This window comes from Streptomyces sp. NPDC111606 (assembly GCF_055656945.1).
Genome location: NZ_JBVKBY010000017.1, coordinates 60012 through 82257 on the forward strand (window position 1 = coordinate 60012; position 22246 = coordinate 82257).

A 22246-nucleotide genomic window follows, 5' to 3' on the forward strand; every position below is an offset into this window, starting at 1 on the left:
TCTCAGCCTGACAGGGATGTTCACTGCCCCCCTCCCGTCCGCGGCACCACCGGAGCCGCGACCAGGTTCTGGACGTATGAGTCGAACCAGCGGCCGTTGCCGAGGGTGTTGGTGAAGAGCCGCACGTAGGGCGCAAGGAGCTTGATGCTCCGGTCCAGACTGGATTGGTTCCGTTCGAGCATCGTCACCACGCGGTTCAGGCCCTTGAGCGCGGGCCCGATCTCCTTGTCGTTGTCCTGGACCAGGCCGGAGAGCTGGATGCCGAGCGCGGCTGAGCTCTTCAGCAGTCGGTGGATCGCCTCGCGTCGCTTGCTGATCTCTTTGAACAGCTTGTCGCCGTCCTTGACCAGGGTGGTGAAGTCGTCGGATCGGTCGGCCAGTACGCCCGTGACGCCTTTGGCGTGGCCGAGCAGCTCGCGCAGCGCCTTGTCGCGGGAGGCCACCGTCCGGGAGATCTGCGACAGGCCCTTGAGAGATGCCCGCACCTCGGCGGGGGAGTCCTCGAAGGTCGTCGAGATGGTGTCCAGGGCCTTGGCCACGCGGTCGGTGTCGACCTTCTCCGATGTCGTGGTGAGGTCGCTGAATGCCTGTACGACGTCGTATGCGGGGACCGTGCGTTTCAGCGGTATCTCGCTGCCGGGTGCCAACTGGCCCCTGCCCTTGGGGTGCAGTGCGAGGTACTTCGCGCCAAGGATCGTCTTGACCCGGATCGACGCGCCGGTCTCCGTCCCGAAGCCCGGTTCGCCCTTGATCTTGAAGGTGATCTTGACGTGGCCGCCATCCAGGTCGACCTCCTCGACCTTGCCGACCTTGACCCCGGCGACCCGCACCTCGTCACCGGGCTTGAGCCCGCCCGCCTCCGCGAAGGCCGCGCTGTACGTCTCGCCGGCGCCGATCACCGGCAGGCGGTCGGCGTTGAACGCGGCCACGGCCAGCAGGGCGAGGGCGGTGAGGCCGACGGCGCCGATGACGACGGGGTTGCGGTCGCGGAAGGGGATGAGGCGTGGTCGACGGATCCGCAGCTTCGGCAGCTTGGGCGGCTCGACGCGCACCTTGAACAGCGGCTGTGGACGCGGCCTGCGGTGCGGCAGGAGCCGTATTTTCGGCAAACGTATCCTCGGCAGCCGTGGTGGCTCCACGCGTACCTTGAACAGCGGCTCGGGACCTTGCTTGCGGCTCATGCCCCGCACCTCGCCCTCGCCACATGCAGATCAGGCGTGAGTACCTGCTGTGACGTCGACTTCGTCTTCGGCAGTACGATCCGCCCGTCGAAGTCGCACAGGTAGAAGTTGAACCACGAGCCGTAGGACGCCGTCCCCGTCAGCTCATTGAGCTTGTTCGGCAGCCGCTTCAGGACGCCCTCCACGGTCTTCTCGTTGTCGTTCAGCGTTCCGGTGAGCTCGGTCAGCTCGGCGATGTCGTCCTTCAGCGGTGGACGCGCGTCCTTCAGCAGTCCCGAGGTGGCCTCGGTCAGATCGCCGATGCCCACCAGCGACTCCCCGATGGGCTTGCGGTCGGCGGACAGGCCCGAGATGACCCGGCGCAGCTGCTTGAGGAGGCCGGAGAAACGGGTTCCGCGTTTGTCGAGCGTCTTCAGCACGGTGTTGAGGTTGTCGATCACCGAGCCGATCAGCTGATCGCGGCCGGCCAGCGTCGAGGTGAGCGACGCCGTGTGGACGAGCAGGCTGTTGACGGTGCCGCCCTCGCCCTGGAGGGTCTTGATGATCTCGGTGGCGAGCTGGTTGACGTCCTTCGGGCTGAGCGCGGCGAACAGGGGCTTGAAGCCGTTGAGCAGCGCGTTGAGGTCCAACGCCGGTTGCGTGCGCGCCAGTGGGATCGTCGCGCCGGGCCGCAGCAGCCGGGTGCCGTCGCCCGTGCCCTCGGTCAGCGCGACATACCGTTGCCCGACCAGGTTGCGGTACCGGATGACCGCGCCCGTGCTGGTCAGCAGCGGGCCGTCCTGGCCGACCGTGAAGGTGACCTCGGCCAGCGTCCGGTCCTTGATCCGGATGCCCTCGACCTCGCCGACCCGTACTCCGGCGACGCGGATGTCGTCGCCCTCCTCCAGGCCGGTGACGTCGCTGAACACCGCGCGATAGCGATGCTCGGGGGTGAAGGAGATGTTCACGATGGTGGCGGCGAGGAGGGCCGTGGTCAGGATGGTCACCAGCGCGAAAACGCTGAACTTGATGAGGGGAGCAGCGGTCTGCCGCGCGCCTGCGGTCCTCATGCCACACTCACCGCCGTCCCGCGCGCCAGCGGCCCGAACAGCAGTGTCGCGACCGGCGGCACCTCGTCTGCGGGCACCCCCAGTGCGGGCGCGACGAGTGAGCCGACGGTCTGCTGCTCGGCTCGCGTGGCGGACACACCGAGCGGGCCGTCCGAGGAGGAACCCTCGGACTTCGAACCGTCGTTGAGGTGGGCCCCGGGAGCCGGCACCGGCGGACTCGGCAGATCACGGCAGTGGGGCCCCGACCGCTCGCCGTACCGCGGCTCCTCGCCCGGTTCATAGGCACCCTGCGGCCGCACGGCCTCCAGCGTGATGTGCATCTTGCCTCCCCGGAACGCCTCCTCCGAGGCCTTCTCCTGCCGGACCAGACCGGCCAGCAGACACGGGTACTCGGGGGAGTAGCGGGCGAACAGCTCAAGCGTCGGGCGGGAGACCCGGCCGAGGGTGATGAGCCGGTCGCCGTTCGCGTCGAGGAAGTCCTCCGCCGTGCCCGCGACGGTCGCTGTCGTCCTCAACGCCGCTGCCAGCCGGTCCTTCTGCTCGACGATCGTGCGGCTGGTGGTGACCGTGTTGCGCAGGATCTCCATCAGGTCGGGCGCCGCGTCGCCGTATATCTCGGCGACCTCGGCGAAGCGGGCGATGTCCTCGGTGAGGGAGGGCAGGTGGGGGTTGAGGCGGCGCAGGTAGGCCTCCAGGCGCGTGAGGTTGTCGCCGATCCGGTCGCCGCGGCCTTCGAGGGCCGTTGCGAACGCGGAGAGGGTGGCGTTGAGCTTGCCGGGCTCGACGGTTCGCAGCAGGGGCAGCAGGTCGTTCATGAGCTGCTGCACCTCGATGCCGGCACGGGTGCGGTCCTGGGCAATGACGTCGCCGGCACGGATGGGACGGGCGGACGAACCGGCGGGCGGCACCAGGTCGACGTACTTCTCGCCGAAAAGCGTCTTGGGCAGCAGGCGCGCGTGTACGTCGGAGGGAATGTACGCGACATGCTCCGGCTTGAGCGCGATGTCGAGCGTCGCCTTCGTCCCGTCCGCTCGCACCTCGCGCACCTCGCCGACCAGCAGCCCGCGCAGCTTGACGTCGGCCCGCGGATCGAGCTGGTTGCCCAGACTGTCGGCCTCCAGCGTGATCCGCACCGCCGGCGTGAACACCTGCCGGTAGACCGCGACCGACAGCCCCAGCAGCAATGCGAGTACGGCGATGAAGACGACGCCGTACAACCGCAGTCTCAGCACCCTCATCCGGCGGCTCACCCCGCAATCCGTACGGTCGTGCTGGCGCCCCATATCGCGAGCGACAGGAAGAAGTCGAGGACGTTGATCGCCACGATCGAGGTCCGCACCGCACGGCCCACTGCCACGCCGACGCCCGCCGGGCCACCGCTGGCGTAGTAGCCGTAGAAGCAGTGGACGAGGATGATCAGGACGGCGAAGACGAGCACTTTGCCGAAGGACCACAACACGTCGACCGGTGGCAGGTACTGCTGGAAGTAGTGGTCGTAGGTGCCGGCCGACTGGCCGTAGTAGACCGTTGTGATGGTGCGGGCGGCGACGTAGGAGGACAGCAGGCCGATCACGTACAGCGGGATCACCGCGACGAATCCGGCGATCATCCTCGTCGTCACCAGGAACGGCAGCGAGGGCACGCCCATCACTTCGAGCGCGTCGGTCTCCTCGCTGATCCGCATCGCACCCAGCTGGGCCGTGAACCCGGCGCCGACGGTCGCGGACAGGGCGAGTCCGGCCACCAGCGGGGCGATCTCGCGGGTGTTGAAGTACGCCGAGAGGAACGCGACGAAGTTGGAGGTGCCGAGCTGGTTGAGGGCCGCGTAGCCCTGGAGGCCGACTTCGGTGCCGGTGAAGAAGGACAGGAAGGCGATCACGCCGACCGTGCCGCCCACCACCGCCAGCGCGCCCCGGCCGAAGCTCACCTCGGCCAGGAGCCGGAGGATCTCCTTCTTGTAGCGGCGCAGGGTGCGTCCGGTCCATGCCAACGAGCGGCCGTAGAAGGTGAGTTGGGTGCCCAGCGCTTCCAGAGAGCGCAGAGGGCGGTCGAGAAGTCTCATCGGCTAACCCCTCTGCGGAACGACCTGGAAGTACACCGCGGTCATCACGAAGTTGGTCACGAACAGCAACATGAAGGTGATCACCACCGACTGGTTCACCGCGTCGCCCACACCCTTCGGTCCGCCTTTCGCGGTCAGTCCCTTGTACGAGGCGACGATCGCGGCGATTGCGCCGAAGACGAGTGCCTTGATCTCGGCCGCCCACAGGTCGGAGAGCTGGGCGAGAGTGGTGAAGGAAGCGAGGTAGGCGCCCGGAGTGCCGTTCTGCAGGACGACGTTGAAGAAGTAGCCGCCTGCCACGCCGACCACCGACACAAGGCCGTTGAGCAGGACCGCGACCAGCATCGATGCCAGCACCCGCGGCACGACCAGCCGGTGGATGGGATCGATGCCCAGCACCTGCATCGCGTCGATCTCGTCGCGGATCTTCCGCGCCCCGAGGTCCGCGCAGATCGCCGTGCCGCCGGCGCCCGCGATCAGCAGCGCGGTGACGATCGGCGAGGCCTCGCGCAGCACGGCCAGCACGGAGGCGGCGCCCGAGAAGGACTGGGCACCGAGCTGTCGCGTGAGGCTGCCGATCTGCAGCGCGATGACCGCGCCGAAGGGGATGGAGACCAGGGCCGTCGGAAGGATCGTCACACTCGCGATGAACCATGCCTGCTGGATGAACTCCCTTGCCTGGAAGGGCCGCCGCGGAATCGTCCGGGCGACGTCCAGCGCCATCGCGAACAGGCTCCCCGAGTGCCGCAGCGCTCCGATCGGTGAAAAGCTCATGCGCCGACCACCGTCTTCTGGTGCAGCGCGGCCTCACGTCGGGCGATCGCTTCCCAGCGGGGAGACCGGGGGACACCCGGTCCCGGCAGCAGGCGGGGGGTCGGAGTCCGGCTGCCGGGAGACTCTGTGCCCTTGGCGTCGTCGCCGAGGGCGGCCAGCTCCTGCTCGACCTGTGCGGCGTCCTTCTCCTCCGCCATGCCGATGGGGCCCTGCATGCGGCCGTTCAAGAACTGCCGCACAACGGGCTCGTTGCTGGTCAGCAGTTCCTCGCGCGGCCCGAACGTCACCAGCTCGCGGCGGAACAGCAGCCCGATGTTGTCCGGCACCTGGCGGGCGGAGGAGATGTCGTGCGTGACGATCAGGAAGGTCGCGTCGATCTGGGCGTTCAGGTCGACGATGAGCTGGTTGAGGTAGGCGACGCGGACCGGGTCGAGGCCCGAGTCGGGTTCGTCGAAAAGAATGATCTCCGGGTCGAGCACCAGAGCCCGGGCCAGTCCCGCCCGCTTCCGCATCCCGCCGGAGATCTCGCCGGGCAGCTTTCCCTCGGCACCGATCAGCCCGACCATGTCCATCTTGTCCAGCACGATGCGCCGGACCTCGCTCTCGGACTTACGCGTGTGCTCGCGCAGCGGGAAGGCGATGTTGTCGTACAGGTTCATCGAGCCGAACAGCGCGCCGTCCTGGAACAGCACGCCGAAGAGCTTCCGCACCTCGTACAGATCGTGCTCGCGGAGCTTGGTGATGTCCCGGCCCTGGATCGTGATCGATCCTCGCTCCGGCTTCAGCAGTCCGACGAGCGTCTTCAGGAACACCGACTTGCCCGTACCCGACGGGCCGAGCATGACCGAGACCTCCCCGGCGGGCAGCGTCAGTGAGACGTCCTGCCAGATGACCTGGCGACCGAAGGACTTGGTCAGCCCTTCCACACAGATCTCGACACCCATCCGGTCCACCCTTCAGCCCATGGAGCAGCTCTGACATCTGCTCTACGGGGAGGGGCGGGGCGTCCGTCGCTCGGGTGGTGGATTTTTTTCGAGCGGGATTCGGGGCGGGGGGGGGGTGGGTCTACGACTGTTTGATCGGAGTTACGGCTGCGGGGGCGCCGTGGGGAGCGGCAGCGACTCGGACGGCACGGCGGGGGGCTCGACCGGCAGACCTGGGGTCTCGGGCAGTTCCGGCACCTCGGGCCGTCCCGGTACCTCGGGCACGCGTGGCACCTCCGGCGCGGACAGCACTGGCAGCGGGGACATCGAGACCTTCGGCACCGCCACTTCCGGCAGCGACGGCACAGACAGCGGCCGGAACGATTCTCCCGACGGCGACCCGGTCGCCTTCGGTTCGGCTGCCGAGGCCGTGGTCCGGTTCCCCTGAGGAGCCCTGTCCCCAGCGCTGCTGTCCGGCCGCAAGTCCTCCACACCCGGCGAAGCAACAATGGGCCGCGGAGCAGTACCGCCCTCGCCTCCGCCCCCGTCGAGCGTGTACGGCAGTACGAACCCCGCCACCGCCAGCGTCGCCGCCGTGGAAGCAACCGCCACGGCCTGCACCTTGCCGCTGCCCCGCGGCCGCCCGATCAGGAACAGCGCGCACCCGAGCGTCGCGGCCAGCGACTGACGCAGCGTCCGCCGCGCCCGGGCCAGCAGCGACTCGACGGTCCGGTAGTTCAGCCCCATCCGGGCGGCGACCTGGCCGACGTCGAGATCCTCCGACTTCAGCCGCAGCGCCTCGGCCTGCCGAGCGGGCAGCTCACCGCTGCGGACCGCCAGCCACTTCGCCTCGGCCCGGTCGCACACCGCCTCCTCGACGGGCACCGGGCCGGGGGAGGTGAGGGTCGGGCTGGTGTGCACCTGGGCCTCACGGTTCACCTGCCGGTAGCGGTCGACGCACAGCCGCATCGTCACCGTTGTCAGCCACGCCGCGAGCCGCTCGTCGTCCAGGTCGGGGCGCTCGGCGGCGCGCAGCATCGCCTCGTGCACCGCGTCCTCGGCGTCCTCCGCACTCATCGACCTGCGCCGGGCCACCTTGAGCAACTGCTCGCGGTGGCTCCACATGCGCTGCCAACGGTCGGCGGCGGCGTGCATAGCCGCAGGTGTCCCTGCGGCTATGTCCGCAGGCGTCTCTGTCCCCATGAGGGCCCCTTCGCTCTCACTCACCGGTCTCGTGCCGTCCGGCGGGGGGCGACATTACCGCCGAGTATCCGCGGTGTGGAGGGGGCGGCTGTCATCGAGTCCGCGCTGTTACTGGTCAGAGGGGCTTCACCGGCCAGGCGAGCCGGTCGACCCTGTTACGGGCGGTGATGGCCCTGCCCGATCCTGCCTGACCGTTCCGAGGGTGCTGGGAGTCGGTGACTTCGCCACCCAGCGGCCACACCGAGGCGCTGCACCTGCGAGACCGGCCAGCCTGTCGACCTGCTGCCCGGCCGCGACGCTGCAACCCTGGCCAGGTGGCTGCGTGACCATCCCGGACCCTAGATCGTCTGCCGTGACCGGGCCGGTTCTTACGCAGACGGCGCCCGCACCGGCGCCCCGAACGCGATCCAGGTCGCCGACCGCTTCCACCTCTGGCAGAACCTCGGCACCGCCGTCGAACGCAGCGTGCGCCGGCACAGCAACTGCCTCAAGACAGCAGCCAGCAGGGCTGACGGCCTGCCGAACGATGCCGTCACCGACCATGCTGATGCCGAGAAGAGATGTCGCCGATCGAGGCGCGTATCCGCGACCGGCACGCAACCGTCCATAGTCTGCTGGCCCAGGGGCACGGCATCCGTGAGATCGCCCGGGAACTGCCCATGGGCGGCAACACCGTCCGCCGCACCGCTCGTGCCTCCGCCACCGAAAAGCTCCTGAGCGGACGACACCAGCCCCGGCCCAGTCAGATCTACCCCTACAAGCCCCACTTGGACAAACGCTGGGCCGAAGGCTTCACCAACGCGCTCCACCTCCACGCGGAGCTCCAGGACCTGGGCTACGGCGGCAGCTACCAGACGATTGGCGACTACCTGCGCCCGAGGCGCCGCCACATCCGCGTCGTCGCCCCCCGCACCACCTGGCGTCAGGCAGATCACTGGCTGCATGATGCGCCACCCCAACCATCTGGGCGACGAAGAACGTCGGCAGTTCACGACCGTCCTCGCCCAGTGCCCAGAACTCACCGCCCTCCATGGGCACGTCCGCGCATTCGCCGAGATCCTCACAACACGCTCTGGCCAACACATCAAAGCCTGGATCGCCGCAGCCCGCGCCGAGGATCTGCCCGGACTGCACACATTCGCCACCGCCTTGGAGAAGGACTGAGACGCCGTCGTCCAGGGCCTGACCACCTGCTGGAACTCCGGTCCGGTGGGAGGACGGGCCAACCACATGAAGATGATCAAACGGCAGATGTTCGGACGAGTGAAACTTCCCCTCCTCCGGAAGCGAGTCCTGCCACCGCAGCTCTAGCACCACCGCCACCAGGCATGACCGGCCTTGATAGAACGGCTTCATGAGTTCAAACGACGACCAGATCACGCAGGCCGAGCGCCAATTCGGAGTCCGCTTTCCCGAGGACTACCGACACTTCCTGGCCACGGAAGGGAGTATGGCCCGGTTCGTTCCTCCTGTCGACGACTTCCTGATGATCAACGCTATTTCGAAACTCATCGAAGTCAACGAGGCTGGCGACTTCCAGGAACGCTTCCCGGGGAGCGTCGTCATCGGCGGGGACGGAAGCCGCGAAATGCTCACCTATGACTTTCGGCAGGAACCCCCGACTCTGGTCCTGCTCGACGTCTCCGCTCAGGACTGGTCGTCCGCCATCCACCAGGCAACCTCGTTCTCTTCCCTGCTTGAGCATTTCCCCGAAACCGGATGGAAATGGGACGACTCTGAGCCCTCGCTCTCCTGACATGCGTCCTCACGGATTTCTTGCCTGATCCCGAAACTCGTGAACAAATCCATCTTGGCGAGCCCAATCGCCAGGTAGCTGCAGATGAACTACGAGACCTGGCTTTGGCGAGGCCATCGGCGTCGGCACCAGTTCATGGCCGTGCAGCCATGGCCACCGGCAGGTAGTGCCTGCTGCATCGTCGATCCGAACTGCCACAAGTCGTCGCAACCGACGAGCTGGCCGGCCGACGGCAAGAGAGGGGCTTCGAAGGCGGCGTCTAGTTGTCGGGTTTGATCTTCGAAGAGAGGAAGAACAGCCCTGCCGCCGCGGCGATGAGACCTCCGGCCAGTTCCTCGTAGCCCTGAAAGCAGGAGATGGGGATGCCGATGACGCAGGCTGTTCCCACCAGGTCGATGACGCGTCCGATAAGTCGCCGGAATCTGCTCGGCGGGGGAGGGTGATGAGGATTCCCCGGGTTTCCCCAGTAGGGGAAGGGGCCCGGCCTGGGTTTCCAGTCCTCGTCCAGGAGCCGGATGAACTCCGGGTGATGGCGGGCATGGCCCAGGCGGCGGGGTGCCAGGCGCCGCCCAGGCAGCCAACCCTGCCTGATGGCGACCCAGGTGAGTCCCGGCAGGCAGGCCACGGCCGCCCAGATCGCCGCGACCGTCCGCTCTTTGGCCGAAGCCTCCAGAATGCAGAGGAGTTGGTCCAGCCGGCCGCTGGCGGCGTAGGCGATTAACGCGGCTATGGAGAGCACCGCCGCGGTCTGCTCGATCTGATGACCGGTGTGGCAGCGGGCACAGCGCGGCACTTGCACGACTTCCTGTCGCCACTTGGTGCGCAGGACAACGATCCATGGGGTCATGGTGGTGGCGGCGCCCTGGTGCAGCCCCAGGACGCGGTCGTGCCACGACGCCGGTGTGGCATTCCCGCAGAACCAGCACTCCCGCACCACGAGTTTCCTCTCCCTACGACCGGTCCTGCTGGTTCCTTCCGGCGGGCTGCATGTGCCGGACGGCGGCCTGCAGCGCATCGATCACAACTGCAGCCACGACCAGCGCCGGGGATCCTGGCACGTCGTCAGAAGACATGACGAGGATGGTACCGACGACGGCCTGGGACCGGGCCACCATCATGAACGCCCGCTGGCTGCGACCAGGAGACTGTTGCCTTCGATCCGAACTGCCACAAGTACTGGCCACCATCGAGCTGGTCGTCCTACGGCTCCCGCAGCCCGTCCCCGGAGCTGACCGCAACAGCACAGATGTAGCGGGGTGCGCAGGAGCCGGCCGTATGCCGCACCGATCCCTCGGGAACGAAACGCGGAGGCTGACACCTCGCCACCCAGAGGCACATCCTCACGCGAAGTTCAGGATTGCAACCTGCGCGTCTTCTGAGGGTAGTTGAGACGGACTCAACACCCCCGGAGACGGTCGCCGCGACAAGGACGTACCACTAGGCCGTTGCCAATTCCACCAGCTCCTGCAGCCGGATCTTGCCAACTGCTACCACCAGCGATGCCGGTCGCTCTCGATCCGCCTGTGCCCGAGGGGCTGCACCGCGCGGGCATTGCCCCGGGGGAAGACCTTGCGGTAGTGGTTCAGCGCGGCGGCGGAAGCCTGTACGGGGTGGGTCAGCACCGACCAGCGGACACCCGGGAGGTAGGGGCAGACGGTGGTGGACCCGAGATAGCGGTAGGACTCGGTGCACGTCGGCAGTAGCGCGTCGAGCTCCACTCCGGGAACGTCCCAGAGGTCTGCGCCTCGGCGCGCCGAGCTGAGCAGCCGGTCCAAGGGGCCGTTCGGCTCCCCAGGATGGACGAAGACGCCGACCACCGCATACTCGCTGCCGCTCTCCCCGGACACGGTTCCGTCCTCGACGGACCGTACGTACTTCATGTGCTGCTCCATCGGCAACGCGACACCGCCGACGGTGTGCTCGGAAGGCGTGTGCCAGTGCACGTCCGCCAGGATGTACACGTCAGCGCCGATGGTTAGCCGGCACTCCTGTCCCGGCGGCGGCTCGGCCTTCACCGCTCCCTCGTCATCCCGGACGCAGTCGGCAGGTGCGCCATCGGCGCTCTGCCCACCGCTGGTTGGGCCGCTGCCGTGCCGATGACGCCGCGGATCGTCGAAGTGCAGACGCATGGTGAGCGTTGCCGGGTGGTGGAACCGCAGCGGCGTTAGGACCGAAACGTCGGTAGCCTGCGGGCGAATGTCGACTGGGCTCTGTGACAGCGACGGCGCCGGAGTGCCGGATGCGGATGGAACGGGCGCGGTGAGGGACATGAGCGAACACCTTCGTGTCGGCAGGCGGACGGCCGGGCACATGATCACTGCATAGCTCCCCTGCCTGCCGCTCTGAACACCAAAGGTCACCTGGAGTACTGACTTCGGACGGCACGGCCTTGACGAACACGTGAGGACCGGCGACGGCTGAAAGACCTTTGCCCAGACCGGCGAAATCTTGAGGCACCAGGGTGTTACTTCTGGGACGGCTGAGAGCTGATGAGCGGCTGTATGCCGCCGCGCCACGGATCGGGACGGGGGTGAATGAGACGGAGCCAGCCTTCCTCACCACGTCAGCTCAGCGTTGACAGGTCGTAGTACAACATCGCGCCCCGGCATCCACTGATGCCGGGGCGCGATGGTTGGTCTGCAGGTCTGGCTACCACCAGTCCGTGCACTGCACCGCCTGGCCGCCCCCGCCGCCGCAGGCGCGGAACCGGTAGTTCGGGCTGTTGTCCGTCACTTTCGCGGCGCTGGTCAGCGGATGGCCGTCGCGGCCTGCCTTAAAGGGTCCGCACTGGACGTGGACATCCCTGCCGTTCAGCGTCCAGTCCATCCAGATCTCGTCTCCTGCACGCGGGACCGCGAGCGCGGCGAATCCGTGGATCTGACCGTCGATCCTGGCAGCTCGCAGACTGATGCGCCCAACGAGCCCTTGCGGGTCGGAGGGGCGCAGCATTTTGTCCGCCGGGCCAGCAGGGACACCAACCAGACTGTCGGAGATGTCGCGGAAGCCGTTGGCTCCACGCTCACAATCAGACCGGGCCGCCAGTGCCGTACCTGGCATAGCTACGGTAACTCCGCCTGCCAGCAGTACGCCGGCGACGGCAGTGCTGGCTACTTTGGCAATTGCACGTCTGGTCATGACGATGCCTTCCCCTTGGGCGACGAACAGCGAGTACAGCTCAAGCTGTGGGCACCGCGTGCCGAACCCCGGCGGCGCCGCTGTTAGGCAACCATGGGGGACAGGACCACGGTCCTGACACTTGTCAGGGTGTGCTGAAGCGGGGGGGGTGAATGCCCTTCAGACTTGATGAGATGGTGCCCCTCGTCGTGGTGTTACGGATCAACTGGCGGTCAAGTCGGTGGTGTTCGGTCACGCCGGGGCGCCTGCGGGGAGTTCACGGGAGAGCTCGTCCATGCTGCCTTCGGGGAAGTAGCGGCGGGGAAGGCGATCCATTCGTCGTGGAGCCCGCAGAGCAGGGCGGTGACCAGCCACAGCAGGGCGTCGTCGTTGGGGAAGACCTGGACGACGTCGGTCCTGCGCTTGATCTCCCGGCTGATCCGCTCCAGCCGGTTTGTCGACTGGATCTTCTTCCATTGCCTTGGCGGGAAGTCCGCGAACGCGGTCAGGTCCTCCTTCGCGTCCAGCAGCGTGACCCTGACCTTGGGGCACTGAGTACCGAGCATGTGGGCGACGGTGTCCAGTTGGGTGCGCTCGAGCTCCGCGATGGGCTGGAAGAGCGCGGTAGCCCGGAGCGGTACTCACCCGTGGTGGCACGGCAGGCGGCATTGGTCACCGGACCGGCGCTAGGAACAGGGGGTACCGGATCACTCCGTCCCTGCGTGCACGGCTGTCAATCGAGTCGATCAACATGCGCCGCGAGCCGTCACACTCCTGGCACCCATGAGGGCACCTGGCATCGGCTGCCCCGTGGCGCGTGGCGACCTGCCATGATTGCGACAGGTGTGCGAATTGATGTCGAAGGGGACGCCGTGGCTGTCTATGAACTCAAGAACCGCCTGGTCGTCGGCATCGCCTCCAGTGCACTGTTCGACCTGGAAGAGGCGGATGCCGTCTTCCGTAATCAGGCGGAGGAGGCATACCGCGTCTACCAGGAGGAACACCTGGACGACACGCTGGACAAAGGCGTCGCCTTCCCGTTCATCCGCAGGCTCCTGTCCCTGAACGACCTCTCACCCGACGACCCTCTCGTCGAAGTCATCATCCTGTCCCGCAACGATCCCGACACCGGGCTGAGGGTCATGCGATCCATCCAGTCCCACGGCCTGCCGATCAGCCGGGCCATCTTCATGCAGGGGCGCTCGCCCTACCGCTTCATGCCCGCCCTGAACATGTCCCTGTTCCTGTCCGCGAACGAGACCGACGTCCGCGAGGCCGTCACGCTTGGGCTGCCCGCCGGCCGCGTCCTCGGCCCTGCCACGGCCGACCAGGACGATGACCAGGACCTGCGGATCGCCTTCGACTTCGACGGAGTTCTCGCCGACGACGCCTCGGAACAGATCTACCAGGCCGACGGCATCAAGGGCTTTCACTCTCACGAGACGACGAACGCCGCCACCCCGCACGACCCGGGACCACTACGGGACTTCCTCGCCGGGATCAACCGGCTCCAGCAGCGCGAAGAAGAAGAGCGGGCACAAGACGCCGACTACAAGATTCGCGTCCACGTCTCCCTCGTCACCGCCCGCAACGCACCCGCCCACGAACGCCCGGTGCGCAGCCTGAAGAACTGGGGCGTGACCGTCAACGACGCCTTCTTCCTCGGCGGCATAGACAAGAGCAAGATCATGGAGGTCCTCAGGCCCCACATCTTCTTCGACGACCAGGTCAGCCACCTGACAGGCACAGCCCGCAGCACCCCCAGCGTGCACGTCCCCTTCGGGAAGATAAACGAACCCGACCGCCCCGCACCTGAGCAAGCGCAGCAATGAGCCTCGGGCAGGACAAACACCGACGCCGACCCGACGCCGACGCCGGCCCGTCTGCGACGACGTAACCGCCCTTTCCCGCAGGGGCCGTTGGCCGAGCCGACCCGGATCCTGTTGCCCCCGACTGCTGCGGGGCTCTATGTGCTGCAGTAGACGGTGAAGGTGCCTTGGGTATTGCCGTGACATAGGAGTGCGCGCCGGAGAGAGGGTGCTGCTGCCTGCTGCTGCCAGCAGCGGCGTACGGTCCGGGCTGGGCGATCACGGTATTGAGGCGCGGGTCCAGGTTGGCCTGCGATCGAGGATCGGCAGCATTGCATTCATGCCGTACTCGAAGGCCCTTCTGTGAGCAAGAACCCGTTCAAGCGCGGCGGACTGCTCCACTGCATTTCCTCGCTTGTAGAGGAAGGCAGCGGAGCGCCCCACGGTGCGGTCGGCGCACTCCGCAGCAACTACCGCCAGCGAGGCGCAGCCTTACAGCAAGCAGGGCTGCGGCAGCAGTGATTCATTCAGGGCTCAGCCCAACACAGGCCTCACAGCCACCGTAATGATCACGAGCTACCAACGGTAGAGCGCTTGCAGCCACACCCGGCACCCCTGAGCGGGTCAACGACACGAAGGGCCGACCACGTTCCGCGAACAACGTAGTAGCGTCAGTTGGCCAGTTGAGAATGCATTGCGCGGCCTACACCGTCCGCCCAATCGGCCTTGCTGTCAGCGCTCTGTGTCATGATGCGGACGCGTCCCGGGGGAGTGGGCCGCGGTCACTGATTGCCAGGGGGTTTGAGGATGGGCGCGGGTACGGAGCCGGACGGCTCGTCCAGATCCGACGAGGAGTGGGAGCGGTTTCTGCGCGAGTCGGCGGCTGGTGCCGCCGACTCGCCCAAGGAGCCGTCTGCGCGTGCCCGCGCCGTGGCGAAGCGACTGCGCGCGGAGCCCGACCGCGGCTCGGAGGGCTGGCGCACCTACACCCCCGCGCGGCCCAAGCGACGCACGGGCTGGTACGTGGTCGGACTGCTGGTCTCGCTGGTGCTGCTGGTGGTGGCGCTTGCGCCGGGGCGGATAGTGGGCCTGTTCGCCGGCGACGACCCTGACTCCCCGCCACTGGCGGGCGATACCGCCCGACCGGGCCAGCCGGAGGAGGCGGCCCAACGCCCCACTATGGACGAGCCGTTCCGGGGTTCGCCGGCGGCGAGTTGGGCGAGCGGAGCGGCGGGGATCACTGTGCCGAAGGCCGGGGCGGTCGGCTGGATGAGCGCGGCCGAGGTCGAGCGGGCCCTCGACCGCAGCCGGGACTTCCTCGTCGCGTCCGGACTGGACGACGGGGTGTTGCGGGGCGAGCGCCCGGAGAAGGCGATTGCACTGATCAACCCGCACCAGAAGGACGTCCAAGACCTTCTGAAAACCGCTTTCCGAGCTCCGAGCGAGAAGAATGACCCCCTCCTCCTGTTCAGTCGCTTCCAGCCTTCCCGCACCCACCTGGTCGGCGACGTCGTGAAGACCCGGGGTCTGCTCACCTACCGGGAGGGCGAGCGGGGCGCGCTCCAGGTGACGGCCGACGTCACCTTCGTCTACCCGGTCACCCGCGCGGACGCGGGCGGCGAGGACGAGATTGTGCGCACGATCGTCCGGCGCGAGCTGGTCCTGAGCTGGGACGACCCTGACAAGGTGATCACCGAGCCGGACACGTTCTCGATCGTCTCGTACAAATACGACATGACCAACGGCGGTTGCGGTGCCCCCACGGGCTACCTCACCCCGCCCTTCGGTGCGGACCACCGGTCGGACGGGAATGGCACGGAGGTCGACCCGTACGACCGCAGCACGCCGGTCGGGCGGGGCGAAACCTCTGGAGACGGGTGCAGGAGGGCGACGCGGTCCTAGCGGGCGCTACTCGATGGCGGCCACACCAACCCCGAGGACGACGTACATTCAGCCGCCGATTCGCTCCAAACGCGGCGCCAGGCCGGTGGGCCGAGCACCGCGTGCCGCCAGATGGCGTTTGCACGAGCGCCGGCCAGCAGACGACGCCGATCACAACATCGGCGCGCCGAGTCGGCCACGTTTTGTGCGGAGCACCAATTCTGACTGTCCGCGACCTGGCGGCGGCCGCCGAGGAAGCCGCCTGGATCCTGGCCTGCCTGCTCCAGCTGGCCGAGGCTCACGCCGGCGCACAGTCTTGGCGGCGGTACGAGGCAGGCCCCGCGGGACGGCCGCCGCCTACTGCCTCTACCTCCACCACCGCGCCCTGCTCCGCTCGGTGATGGAGGAGGACCCACGGCCCGGCCCATTGAAGATCGCCTGGGTGGGGCCGCTAGTGCCCTGACCGGGACGGTCACCGGGGCGGTCACCGGGGCGGTGGCGTCGCCTCGATAGTCTGCACGGCGTGATCAACTTACACGCGGGTTCCGACGATGCTGCAGTCGCGATGGCCGGAGCGCGAGCTGGCGCGGATGTGGTCCGCAATATGTACGGCCAGCAGCTCAACCGCATCGACAAGGGTGCCGGGGACTTTGCCACTGCGGCCGATGTGGAGGCCGAGAAGGCGATCCTCGGCGTTATCCGTGCCGCACGGCCCGATGACGCGGTGCTCGGCGAGGAAGGCGGGCAACAGGGCGCCGCCGGTGCTGTGCGCCAGTGGTTGGTGGATCCTCTGTGCGGCACGCTGAATTACGCCGTGGGCAACATGCTGGTGGCCGTGAACGTGGCGCTGCGCGATGGGCCGGCCGCGGTGGCGGACCCGTTCAGCGGCGAGGTTTTCTTCACCGATGGGGAGAGTGCCTGGGTGCGGCGTGACGGGGCCGGCTACGCACTGCTGACGCCCTCGCATGTTACGCGGTTGGTGGACGTCAACCTGGATCCGCCGTTCCCGAGTGCGCCCGGATTCCGGGGCGTGGATCTGCTGGCTCACCCTGAATTCGTCGAGGGTTTCCGGCCTCGGGTCGTGTCTACGACGCTGGCGCTGGCCTGGGTCGCTGCCGGCAAGCGTGCCGCGTATGTCACCGATGGCGGCGACCTTTCCGGGAGCGTGCACTTCGCGGCCGGTATCGCTTTGTGCCGGGCTGCTGGCTGCGTTGTGACCGGGATCGACGGTGCCCCGATTGGTGAGGCCGGTCGTGGGCTTGTGGTCGCCGCCGACGACGAGACCCACGGGCGGCTGATGTCGATGATGCGCGGCTGAAGCTAGTGCTGTGACGCATGAGTTTCGTCGGGGTGGGTCAGGCTGTGACGCGGAGGGCCTACCACCCCAGCGGATGCCTTTCTCGCTGCGGATCGGGGCACGTTCACGGTGTTGAGCTGCGAGGGCGTCTGGGTGGCGGGCGTTGGCGTTGCGTCAGTGCAGGTAGGCGTGGAGGGCCTGCTTCTGGGCGGTTTGGTTGCGGTGGTTGGAGTTGGCGACGGTGAACTGCCGCAGTGGTCCGAAGCGGACCTCGATCGGGTTGGCCCAAGATGCGTAGGTCGGGGTGAAGCTGTAGGCCCACGCTTCGGTGACGCCGGGGTTGGCGTCGACGATCTGTGAGAGCACGTGGATGCCGCCGGTGTTGTCGGAGACGTCGGCGGCGGTAACCCAGATGGCGAGTAGAAGGCCGAGGGTGTCGACGCCGACCTGACGCTTGCGGCCTGCGACCTTCTTGCCGGCGTCGATACCTTGGCCGGCTGTGGGCACGTTGGCGGAGGTCTTGACGCTCTGGGCGTCCAAGACGCAGACGCTCGGTTCGGCGTTACGGCCTTAAGAACTCCTAACAGAAAGGGACTTCGTCCGATCCGGGTGCGAGGGGGTCAGGCGAGCACGAAGGAAGATCACTACTCTGCATGAGTGCTTTCCTACGACGAGTTGACTTCACCTGAGCGTGAGCTGTGGGACGCGTTCTCCGAGGGGCGCCGGGTGGACCTGCGTACGGGTACTCCAGAGGAGGACAGGGTCGCCGACGGCGGACGGTGGGGGCCCGAACGGACCGTGCGGGCGGCTGTGGTCGCCGCGCTGTTGCTGGGCGCGAACACCGGGCAACCGGGTGCGGTAGCGCGCCTGAGGCTCACTGGGGCACGGATCTCCGGACACCTGGACCTGGCCGGCGCACAGATCGCCCATGCCCTCTGGCTGGAGGCATGCTGGTTCGAGGAGGCGGTGAATCTCCTCGGCGCGTCGACGCAGGCCCTCGTGTTCACGGACAGCCGGATACCCGGCATCGAGGCCGATTCGGCCCGCATCGAGGGCAACTTCTCGCTGCGGCACTCCGTGGTGGAGGGCGGCGCCCCCACACCCTTCAACCGCTTGAGCACCGCCCTGTCACTCACCGACGCCCGGGTGAACGGCGGACTGCTGCTCAACGGGGCCAAGTTGATCGCACCGGACGGGTGGGCCCTGTCGGCCGGTGGCCTGGCCATGGAAGGGGGCGTCTTCTGCCGAAACGGGTTCGTCGCATACGGGGAAGTCCGGCTGATGGGGGCAAAGTTGCCGGGCACGCTGGTCATGCAGGGCGCCCGACTGCAAGGACCCGGCCCACGCGGCGTGGCCCTCACCCTCGACAACGCCATAGCCTCGTCGCTCAAGTTCTCCGAGGGATTCACCGCGAACGGCACGGTACGGCTGCGCGGGACCCAAGTCACGGACAACGTGACCTTCGACGGAGCCGTCCTGAACCCGCCCACCGGCGACGGAAACGCCCCGGCCCTGATCGCCATGCACCTGCAAGCCGTCGACCTCGATCTGACTCTGGCCCGACCACCGTCCGGCACCGTCGACCTGCGGGGTGCCCAGGTGTCGTACCTTCACGAGAACGAGCACAGCTGGCCGGAGAGGGTGGAGCTGGACGGCTTCGTCTACGGCTCCATCAAGACGGCGGACACTAACGACGAGCGCCGCGAGGCCGTGGCCCGACGTATGGCATGGATACGCAGCAGCCCGGGCTACAACCCACAACCGTACGAGCAGTTGGCAGCCTGGTACCGCAAGGCCGGGCACGACGACGACGCCCGCCGCGTCCTCCTCGCCAAGCAACGCCACCGGCGCCGCGCACTGTCCCCGGCAGCCCGTGCATGGGGCCACCTCCTTGACGTGACCGTCGGTTACGGCTACCGGCCCTGGCTGGCCAGCGTTTGGCTCCTCGCACTGATCCTGCTGGGCACGCTGTCCTTCCATACGGACTCTCCCGAGCCGGTCAAACAAGGCGAAGGTGCCCCGTTCCAGCCCCTCGTCTACACACTCGACCTCTTGATCCCCATCGGGGGTCTAGGTCAGCGCACGGCCTGGTATTGGTCGAGCAACAGCCTCCAGTGGCTGGCCTACCTGTTGATCGCCTTCGGCTGGGTGCTGACAACCGCCCTCATCGCGGGTGTCACCCGCACCCTGCAGAAGAACTAGCGGGCAGAGCTGACCTTCGGCGTCGCCAACAGATGAGTGCGCATCCAGGGATGAGGAAGGCTTCGTGACGTCGTCGCGTATCTTCCAGCGGATCCGAAGGCGGCGGAACCAGTGCAGTGGGCGAACTCGCGCTCCGCTACCCAGCGTTGGGTGCCCGTTTGCAGGAGCCGTGCTTGGTGCCACTGCGAGCGATCACCGGCTTCACGCCGAGATCCCAGACCAGTCGGCGGTACTTGTCGTGGTCGTAGCCGCGGTCGGCCAGCACCACGTGCGGGCGGCGCCGGGGGCCGGCCGCGCTTCCCCCGCACCGACGGCACGGCTTGGATCGTCGAAGTACCGGTACGGAGCGGCTGGTGTCACCCCGACGCGACAGCCGAACTCGGCGAGGTCAACGCTTCCACACCCTGCCGGGTGATGACCTCCCGGGCCGCCGTGCGGACGTCCCTCGATATCTGCCGGCGCAGCCGTTCGCGGTGCGTGGGAGCAGGCATCGGACCGCTTGTCTTCGCTCGGGCCCTCACCCAGCACGACAGACACGTTGACGGTCCTGACGTCGCCACCACCGGTGGTGTATTGCCTGCCACCGCCATGCGCCGCGTTGCTCTGCCCCGGTCCTGCGGTCGCCGTTTTCGGGGCTCTCGGTCTCTGCCTCGCCGTTCACCGGGGGATCCAGCTGCCCCGGCCGACGTTGAGGAATCCGCTCAGGATGATGTACTGCGTCCCGCCGTCGCGGGCGATGTTGTGCTGTACGCAATTTCGGGACGGGGGCGTGTGCTCGGCCTCACGTTCCGCTTTGGGGCGTCCGCGATGTCCGTGCCTGCCCCGCCGAGTCGGCCAGACTCGCAGCGCTCCGGCTCCACTCGCCCCCAGCGACCGCAACCTCTGTCCGCAGCGTCGTGTGACAGTGGTGATCTACGCCGCCGCACCGGCAGGCATGCCGCTGCATCGCATCGGCATCGCAGAAGGCCTGCCGCAGCCGCGTCAAGAGCAGCTCGAACTCACGTGCAACCCTTACGCCCCTCCAGACGTCTCCTGATCGCTGACCACCCAGTGAAGCAGGGGACAACTCCTGGCAAACGCGGGCGGACAGGCACCCAACGACCGCGGATGACCGCCGGGCATCCCCGCATGTATCAGGAGACCCCGCATGCGTACGCACCACCCTCAGCGCCTCGCCTTCGCGACGGCGACCACCGCCGCGCTGGCGGGCGATCTGGCGGGCGATCTACTCACCGATCTGAACCGGGACGGCAAGGCCGATCTGCTGGCGGCCGCGAACGGCGAGAACGGCTTCGACGGCCTCGTCAGCGCCCTGAAGGCTCGGTCCCGGGCCGTACGACGTCCGGCGTGACGTCGTACGGCCCGGGACCGCATCGGCGTCTCCACCGGCAACGACCCCCGACTCGGCATGATCACGGCCGACTACATTCAAGGAGCTCCCCTCCCCATGCACAGACGCATCACGGCGGCCCATGTGGCCGCCCTCCTCACCGGGGGCCTCACCCCGCTTGCCCTGAGCGCGCCCGCGTCCGCAGCGGTGGCCAAGCACTACGACGACTTCAACGGTGACGGATACCGGGACCTGGCGTACGGCCATTACTACAGTGGCATGTCCGGCGACGACGGCTGGGAGGGCGGCGCCGTCAACGTCGTCTACGGCAAGGCCGGCGGCCTCGACACCTCCCGCACCCAGGTCGTCCACCAGGACAGCCCGGGCATCCCCGGTTCCGGCGAAGAAGACGACATGTTCGGCGAGTCGATCAGCAGCGCCGACCTCAACAAGGACGGCTACGCGGACCTGATCGTCGGCAACTCGATGGAGACGGTAGGCAGCACGCAGTACCGCGGCTCCGTCACCATCGTCTGGGGCTCCCGATCCGGCCTGTCCGGCGGGACCAACGTGACCCCGAAGTCCGGCGCCGGCAGCTACTTCGGCCGCGACCTCGCCACCGGCGATTTCAACGGCGATGGCTCGCCTGACCTCGCGGTCATCGGCGGCCAGGAGGCCTGGCTCTACCGCGGCCCGTTCACCAAGTCGGGTACCTCCGGCAGCGTCAGTAAGATCGACAAAGAGGGCCAGGGCTGGTACTCGTACGGATTCGCCGCCGGCAAGGTCAACGGCGACGGCAAGACCGACCTGGTGGTGCTCGGCGAGCAGTTCATCGACAACAAGCCGGTCCCGCGGATCTGGTTCCTCAAGGGCGCCTCGGGCGGCCTGACTTCGGGCGCCTCCAAGTCGTACATCAGCGCTCCGTGGACGGCGGCGATCGGCGACTTCAACAAGGACGGCTACGGCGACATCGCCGTCGGCCTGCCCGACAACAATGACGGCAAAGGCATCATCAGCGTCTGGCGCGGCACGTCCTCCGGCCCGAGCGGCTCGATGACGTACAACCAGGCCAGCTCCGGCATCTCCGGCAGCCCCGAAGCGAACGACAACTTCGGCTACTCCGTCTCGGCCGGCGACACCAACGGCGACGGCTACGCGGACCTGGTGGTCGGGGTGCCGCACGAGGATGTGAACGGCCTGGAGGACCAGGGCGGCGTCCACGTGTTGCGGGGCGGTTCCGGCGGCCTGAGCGGTGCGCGGTCCTCGTGGATCCCGCAGACGGTTCAGGGTGCGGCCGACTCGCATGAGTCCTTCGGCTACGCCCTGCGCCTGCGCGACGTGACCGGCGACGGCAAGGCGGACTTGGGCATCGGCGCGGCGGACATCGCCGTGCTGCTGCGTGGCTCGAGCGGGGGGCCGACGGCTACTGGGCTGACCGAGCTGCCACTGATGGGCGGGTCGTTCAGCGACTGAGGTGACGTATGAGGGCGGCGAGCCCGGCGGCGGTGTTGATGATCATGGTGCCGGGCTCGTCGCTTCTCACGGAGCAGCAAAAGCCTCACGATTGGCGAGTTCGACGCCGTCGGATGCGTCTCGCTGCCGGAGTAGCAGGAGTTCCGCCAGAGGGTGTCCTGCGTCATGTCGGACCTCCACAGCGCCTTCCGCC

The 22246-nt window shown here is 67.7% G+C and carries 20 protein-coding genes and 3 pseudogenes; 9 read left to right on the forward strand and 14 right to left on the reverse strand.

Annotated elements, in window-relative coordinates:
- Positions 1 to 20 precede the first annotated feature (20 nt).
- From ACZ7M7_RS41095 to ACZ7M7_RS41125, 7 genes are all read right to left on the reverse strand, one after another.
- The gene (locus tag ACZ7M7_RS41095; RefSeq protein WP_472126223.1) at positions 21 to 1181 is read right to left on the reverse strand and encodes an MCE family protein; all 1161 of its coding nucleotides are present in this window, start codon (positions 1179 to 1181) and stop codon (positions 21 to 23) included.
- Positions 1178 to 2230: an MCE family protein gene (locus ACZ7M7_RS41100; RefSeq protein ID WP_472126226.1), complete on the reverse strand. Its 1053-nt coding sequence runs from the start codon at positions 2228 to 2230 to the stop codon at positions 1178 to 1180. The genes ACZ7M7_RS41095 and ACZ7M7_RS41100 overlap by 4 nt, the downstream gene beginning before the upstream one ends.
- Complete coding sequence (locus tag ACZ7M7_RS41105; RefSeq protein WP_472126229.1) at positions 2227 to 3468, reverse strand: MCE family protein; 1242 nt, start codon at positions 3466 to 3468, stop codon at positions 2227 to 2229. Before ACZ7M7_RS41105 ends, ACZ7M7_RS41100 begins: the two co-directional genes overlap by 4 nt.
- A gap of 8 nt (positions 3469 to 3476) precedes the next feature.
- Positions 3477 to 4292, reverse strand: a complete 816-nt coding sequence (locus ACZ7M7_RS41110; protein ID WP_472126232.1) for an MlaE family ABC transporter permease — start codon at positions 4290 to 4292, stop codon at positions 3477 to 3479.
- Positions 4293 to 4295: 3 nt separating this feature from the next.
- Entirely contained in the window at positions 4296 to 5066 is a 771-nt protein-coding gene (locus ACZ7M7_RS41115) for an MlaE family ABC transporter permease (protein WP_383616130.1), read from the reverse strand.
- On the reverse strand, positions 5063 to 6010 hold the full coding sequence (locus tag ACZ7M7_RS41120) for an ABC transporter ATP-binding protein (protein WP_472126235.1): 948 nt from the start codon (positions 6008 to 6010) through the stop codon (positions 5063 to 5065). The genes ACZ7M7_RS41115 and ACZ7M7_RS41120 overlap by 4 nt, the downstream gene beginning before the upstream one ends.
- A 141-nt stretch (positions 6011 to 6151) precedes the next feature.
- On the reverse strand, positions 6152 to 7192 hold the full coding sequence (locus ACZ7M7_RS41125) for an RNA polymerase sigma factor (protein WP_472126238.1): 1041 nt from the start codon (positions 7190 to 7192) through the stop codon (positions 6152 to 6154).
- A gap of 342 nt (positions 7193 to 7534) precedes the next feature.
- On the opposite strand from ACZ7M7_RS41125, the gene ACZ7M7_RS41130 reads away from it, so the two are divergent.
- The 3 genes from ACZ7M7_RS41130 to ACZ7M7_RS41140 all read left to right on the forward strand — a co-directional run bounded on the left by ACZ7M7_RS41130 (position 7535) and on the right by ACZ7M7_RS41140 (position 8948).
- On the forward strand, positions 7535 to 7909 hold the full coding sequence (locus ACZ7M7_RS41130) for a transposase (RefSeq protein ID WP_472126297.1): 375 nt from the start codon (positions 7535 to 7537) through the stop codon (positions 7907 to 7909).
- 225 nt (positions 7910 to 8134) lie between these two features.
- Positions 8135 to 8356: a hypothetical protein gene (locus ACZ7M7_RS41135; RefSeq protein ID WP_472126240.1), complete on the forward strand. Its 222-nt coding sequence runs from the start codon at positions 8135 to 8137 to the stop codon at positions 8354 to 8356.
- Between the two features lie 190 nt (positions 8357 to 8546).
- Entirely contained in the window at positions 8547 to 8948 is a 402-nt protein-coding gene (locus ACZ7M7_RS41140; RefSeq protein WP_472126243.1) for an SMI1/KNR4 family protein, read from the forward strand.
- A 259-nt stretch (positions 8949 to 9207) separates the two neighbouring features.
- On the opposite strand, the gene ACZ7M7_RS41145 is transcribed toward ACZ7M7_RS41140, so the two are convergent.
- The 5 genes and pseudogenes from ACZ7M7_RS41145 to ACZ7M7_RS41165 all read right to left on the reverse strand — a co-directional run.
- A complete protein-coding gene (locus ACZ7M7_RS41145; protein WP_472126246.1) occupies positions 9208 to 9885 on the reverse strand; it encodes a hypothetical protein in 678 nt (225 codons plus the stop codon).
- A 13-nt stretch (positions 9886 to 9898) separates the two neighbouring features.
- Positions 9899 to 10021, reverse strand: coding sequence for a hypothetical protein (locus ACZ7M7_RS41150; RefSeq protein ID WP_472126248.1), 123 nt, complete (start codon positions 10019 to 10021; stop codon positions 9899 to 9901).
- A gap of 414 nt (positions 10022 to 10435) precedes the next feature.
- Positions 10436 to 10963, reverse strand: coding sequence for a carbonic anhydrase family protein (locus ACZ7M7_RS41155; protein WP_383630569.1), 528 nt, complete (start codon positions 10961 to 10963; stop codon positions 10436 to 10438).
- A gap of 634 nt (positions 10964 to 11597) precedes the next feature.
- Positions 11598 to 12083 carry a hypothetical protein gene (locus tag ACZ7M7_RS41160; RefSeq protein ID WP_383616154.1) on the reverse strand — a complete coding sequence of 162 codons (486 nt, stop codon included), beginning with the start codon at positions 12081 to 12083 and terminating at the stop codon, positions 11598 to 11600.
- A 231-nt stretch (positions 12084 to 12314) separates the two neighbouring features.
- Positions 12315 to 12688 (reverse strand): annotated as a pseudogene (locus ACZ7M7_RS41165) (transposase); the annotation flags it as partial.
- Positions 12689 to 12934: 246 nt separating this feature from the next.
- Between ACZ7M7_RS41165 and ACZ7M7_RS41170 the strand changes: the two are divergent.
- The 3 genes from ACZ7M7_RS41170 to ACZ7M7_RS41180 all read left to right on the forward strand — a co-directional run bounded on the left by ACZ7M7_RS41170 (position 12935) and on the right by ACZ7M7_RS41180 (position 17069).
- On the forward strand, positions 12935 to 13894 hold the full coding sequence (locus ACZ7M7_RS41170; RefSeq protein ID WP_472126251.1) for a 5'-nucleotidase: 960 nt from the start codon (positions 12935 to 12937) through the stop codon (positions 13892 to 13894).
- 783 nt (positions 13895 to 14677) lie between these two features.
- A complete protein-coding gene (locus ACZ7M7_RS41175; protein ID WP_472126254.1) occupies positions 14678 to 15772 on the forward strand; it encodes a hypothetical protein in 1095 nt (364 codons plus the stop codon).
- Positions 15773 to 16316: 544 nt separating this feature from the next.
- A complete protein-coding gene (locus ACZ7M7_RS41180; protein ID WP_472126300.1) occupies positions 16317 to 17069 on the forward strand; it encodes an inositol monophosphatase family protein in 753 nt (250 codons plus the stop codon).
- Between the two features lie 48 nt (positions 17070 to 17117).
- Here ACZ7M7_RS41180 and ACZ7M7_RS41185 read toward each other — a convergent pair.
- A pseudogene (locus tag ACZ7M7_RS41185) lies at positions 17118 to 17357 on the reverse strand (IS630 family transposase); the annotation flags it as partial.
- A gap of 6 nt (positions 17358 to 17363) precedes the next feature.
- A pseudogene (locus ACZ7M7_RS41190) lies at positions 17364 to 17618 on the reverse strand (transposase); the annotation flags it as partial.
- An 87-nt stretch (positions 17619 to 17705) separates the two neighbouring features.
- Here ACZ7M7_RS41190 and ACZ7M7_RS41195 point away from each other — a divergent pair.
- The 3 genes from ACZ7M7_RS41195 to ACZ7M7_RS41205 all read left to right on the forward strand — a co-directional run bounded on the left by ACZ7M7_RS41195 (position 17706) and on the right by ACZ7M7_RS41205 (position 22053).
- Positions 17706 to 19250, forward strand: coding sequence for an oxidoreductase (locus ACZ7M7_RS41195; RefSeq protein ID WP_472126256.1), 1545 nt, complete (start codon positions 17706 to 17708; stop codon positions 19248 to 19250).
- 1147 nt (positions 19251 to 20397) lie between these two features.
- On the forward strand, positions 20398 to 20601 hold the full coding sequence (locus ACZ7M7_RS41200) for a hypothetical protein (protein WP_472126259.1): 204 nt from the start codon (positions 20398 to 20400) through the stop codon (positions 20599 to 20601).
- A gap of 96 nt (positions 20602 to 20697) precedes the next feature.
- Complete coding sequence (locus ACZ7M7_RS41205) at positions 20698 to 22053, forward strand: FG-GAP and VCBS repeat-containing protein (RefSeq protein WP_472126262.1); 1356 nt, start codon at positions 20698 to 20700, stop codon at positions 22051 to 22053.
- Positions 22054 to 22246 lie beyond the last annotated feature (193 nt).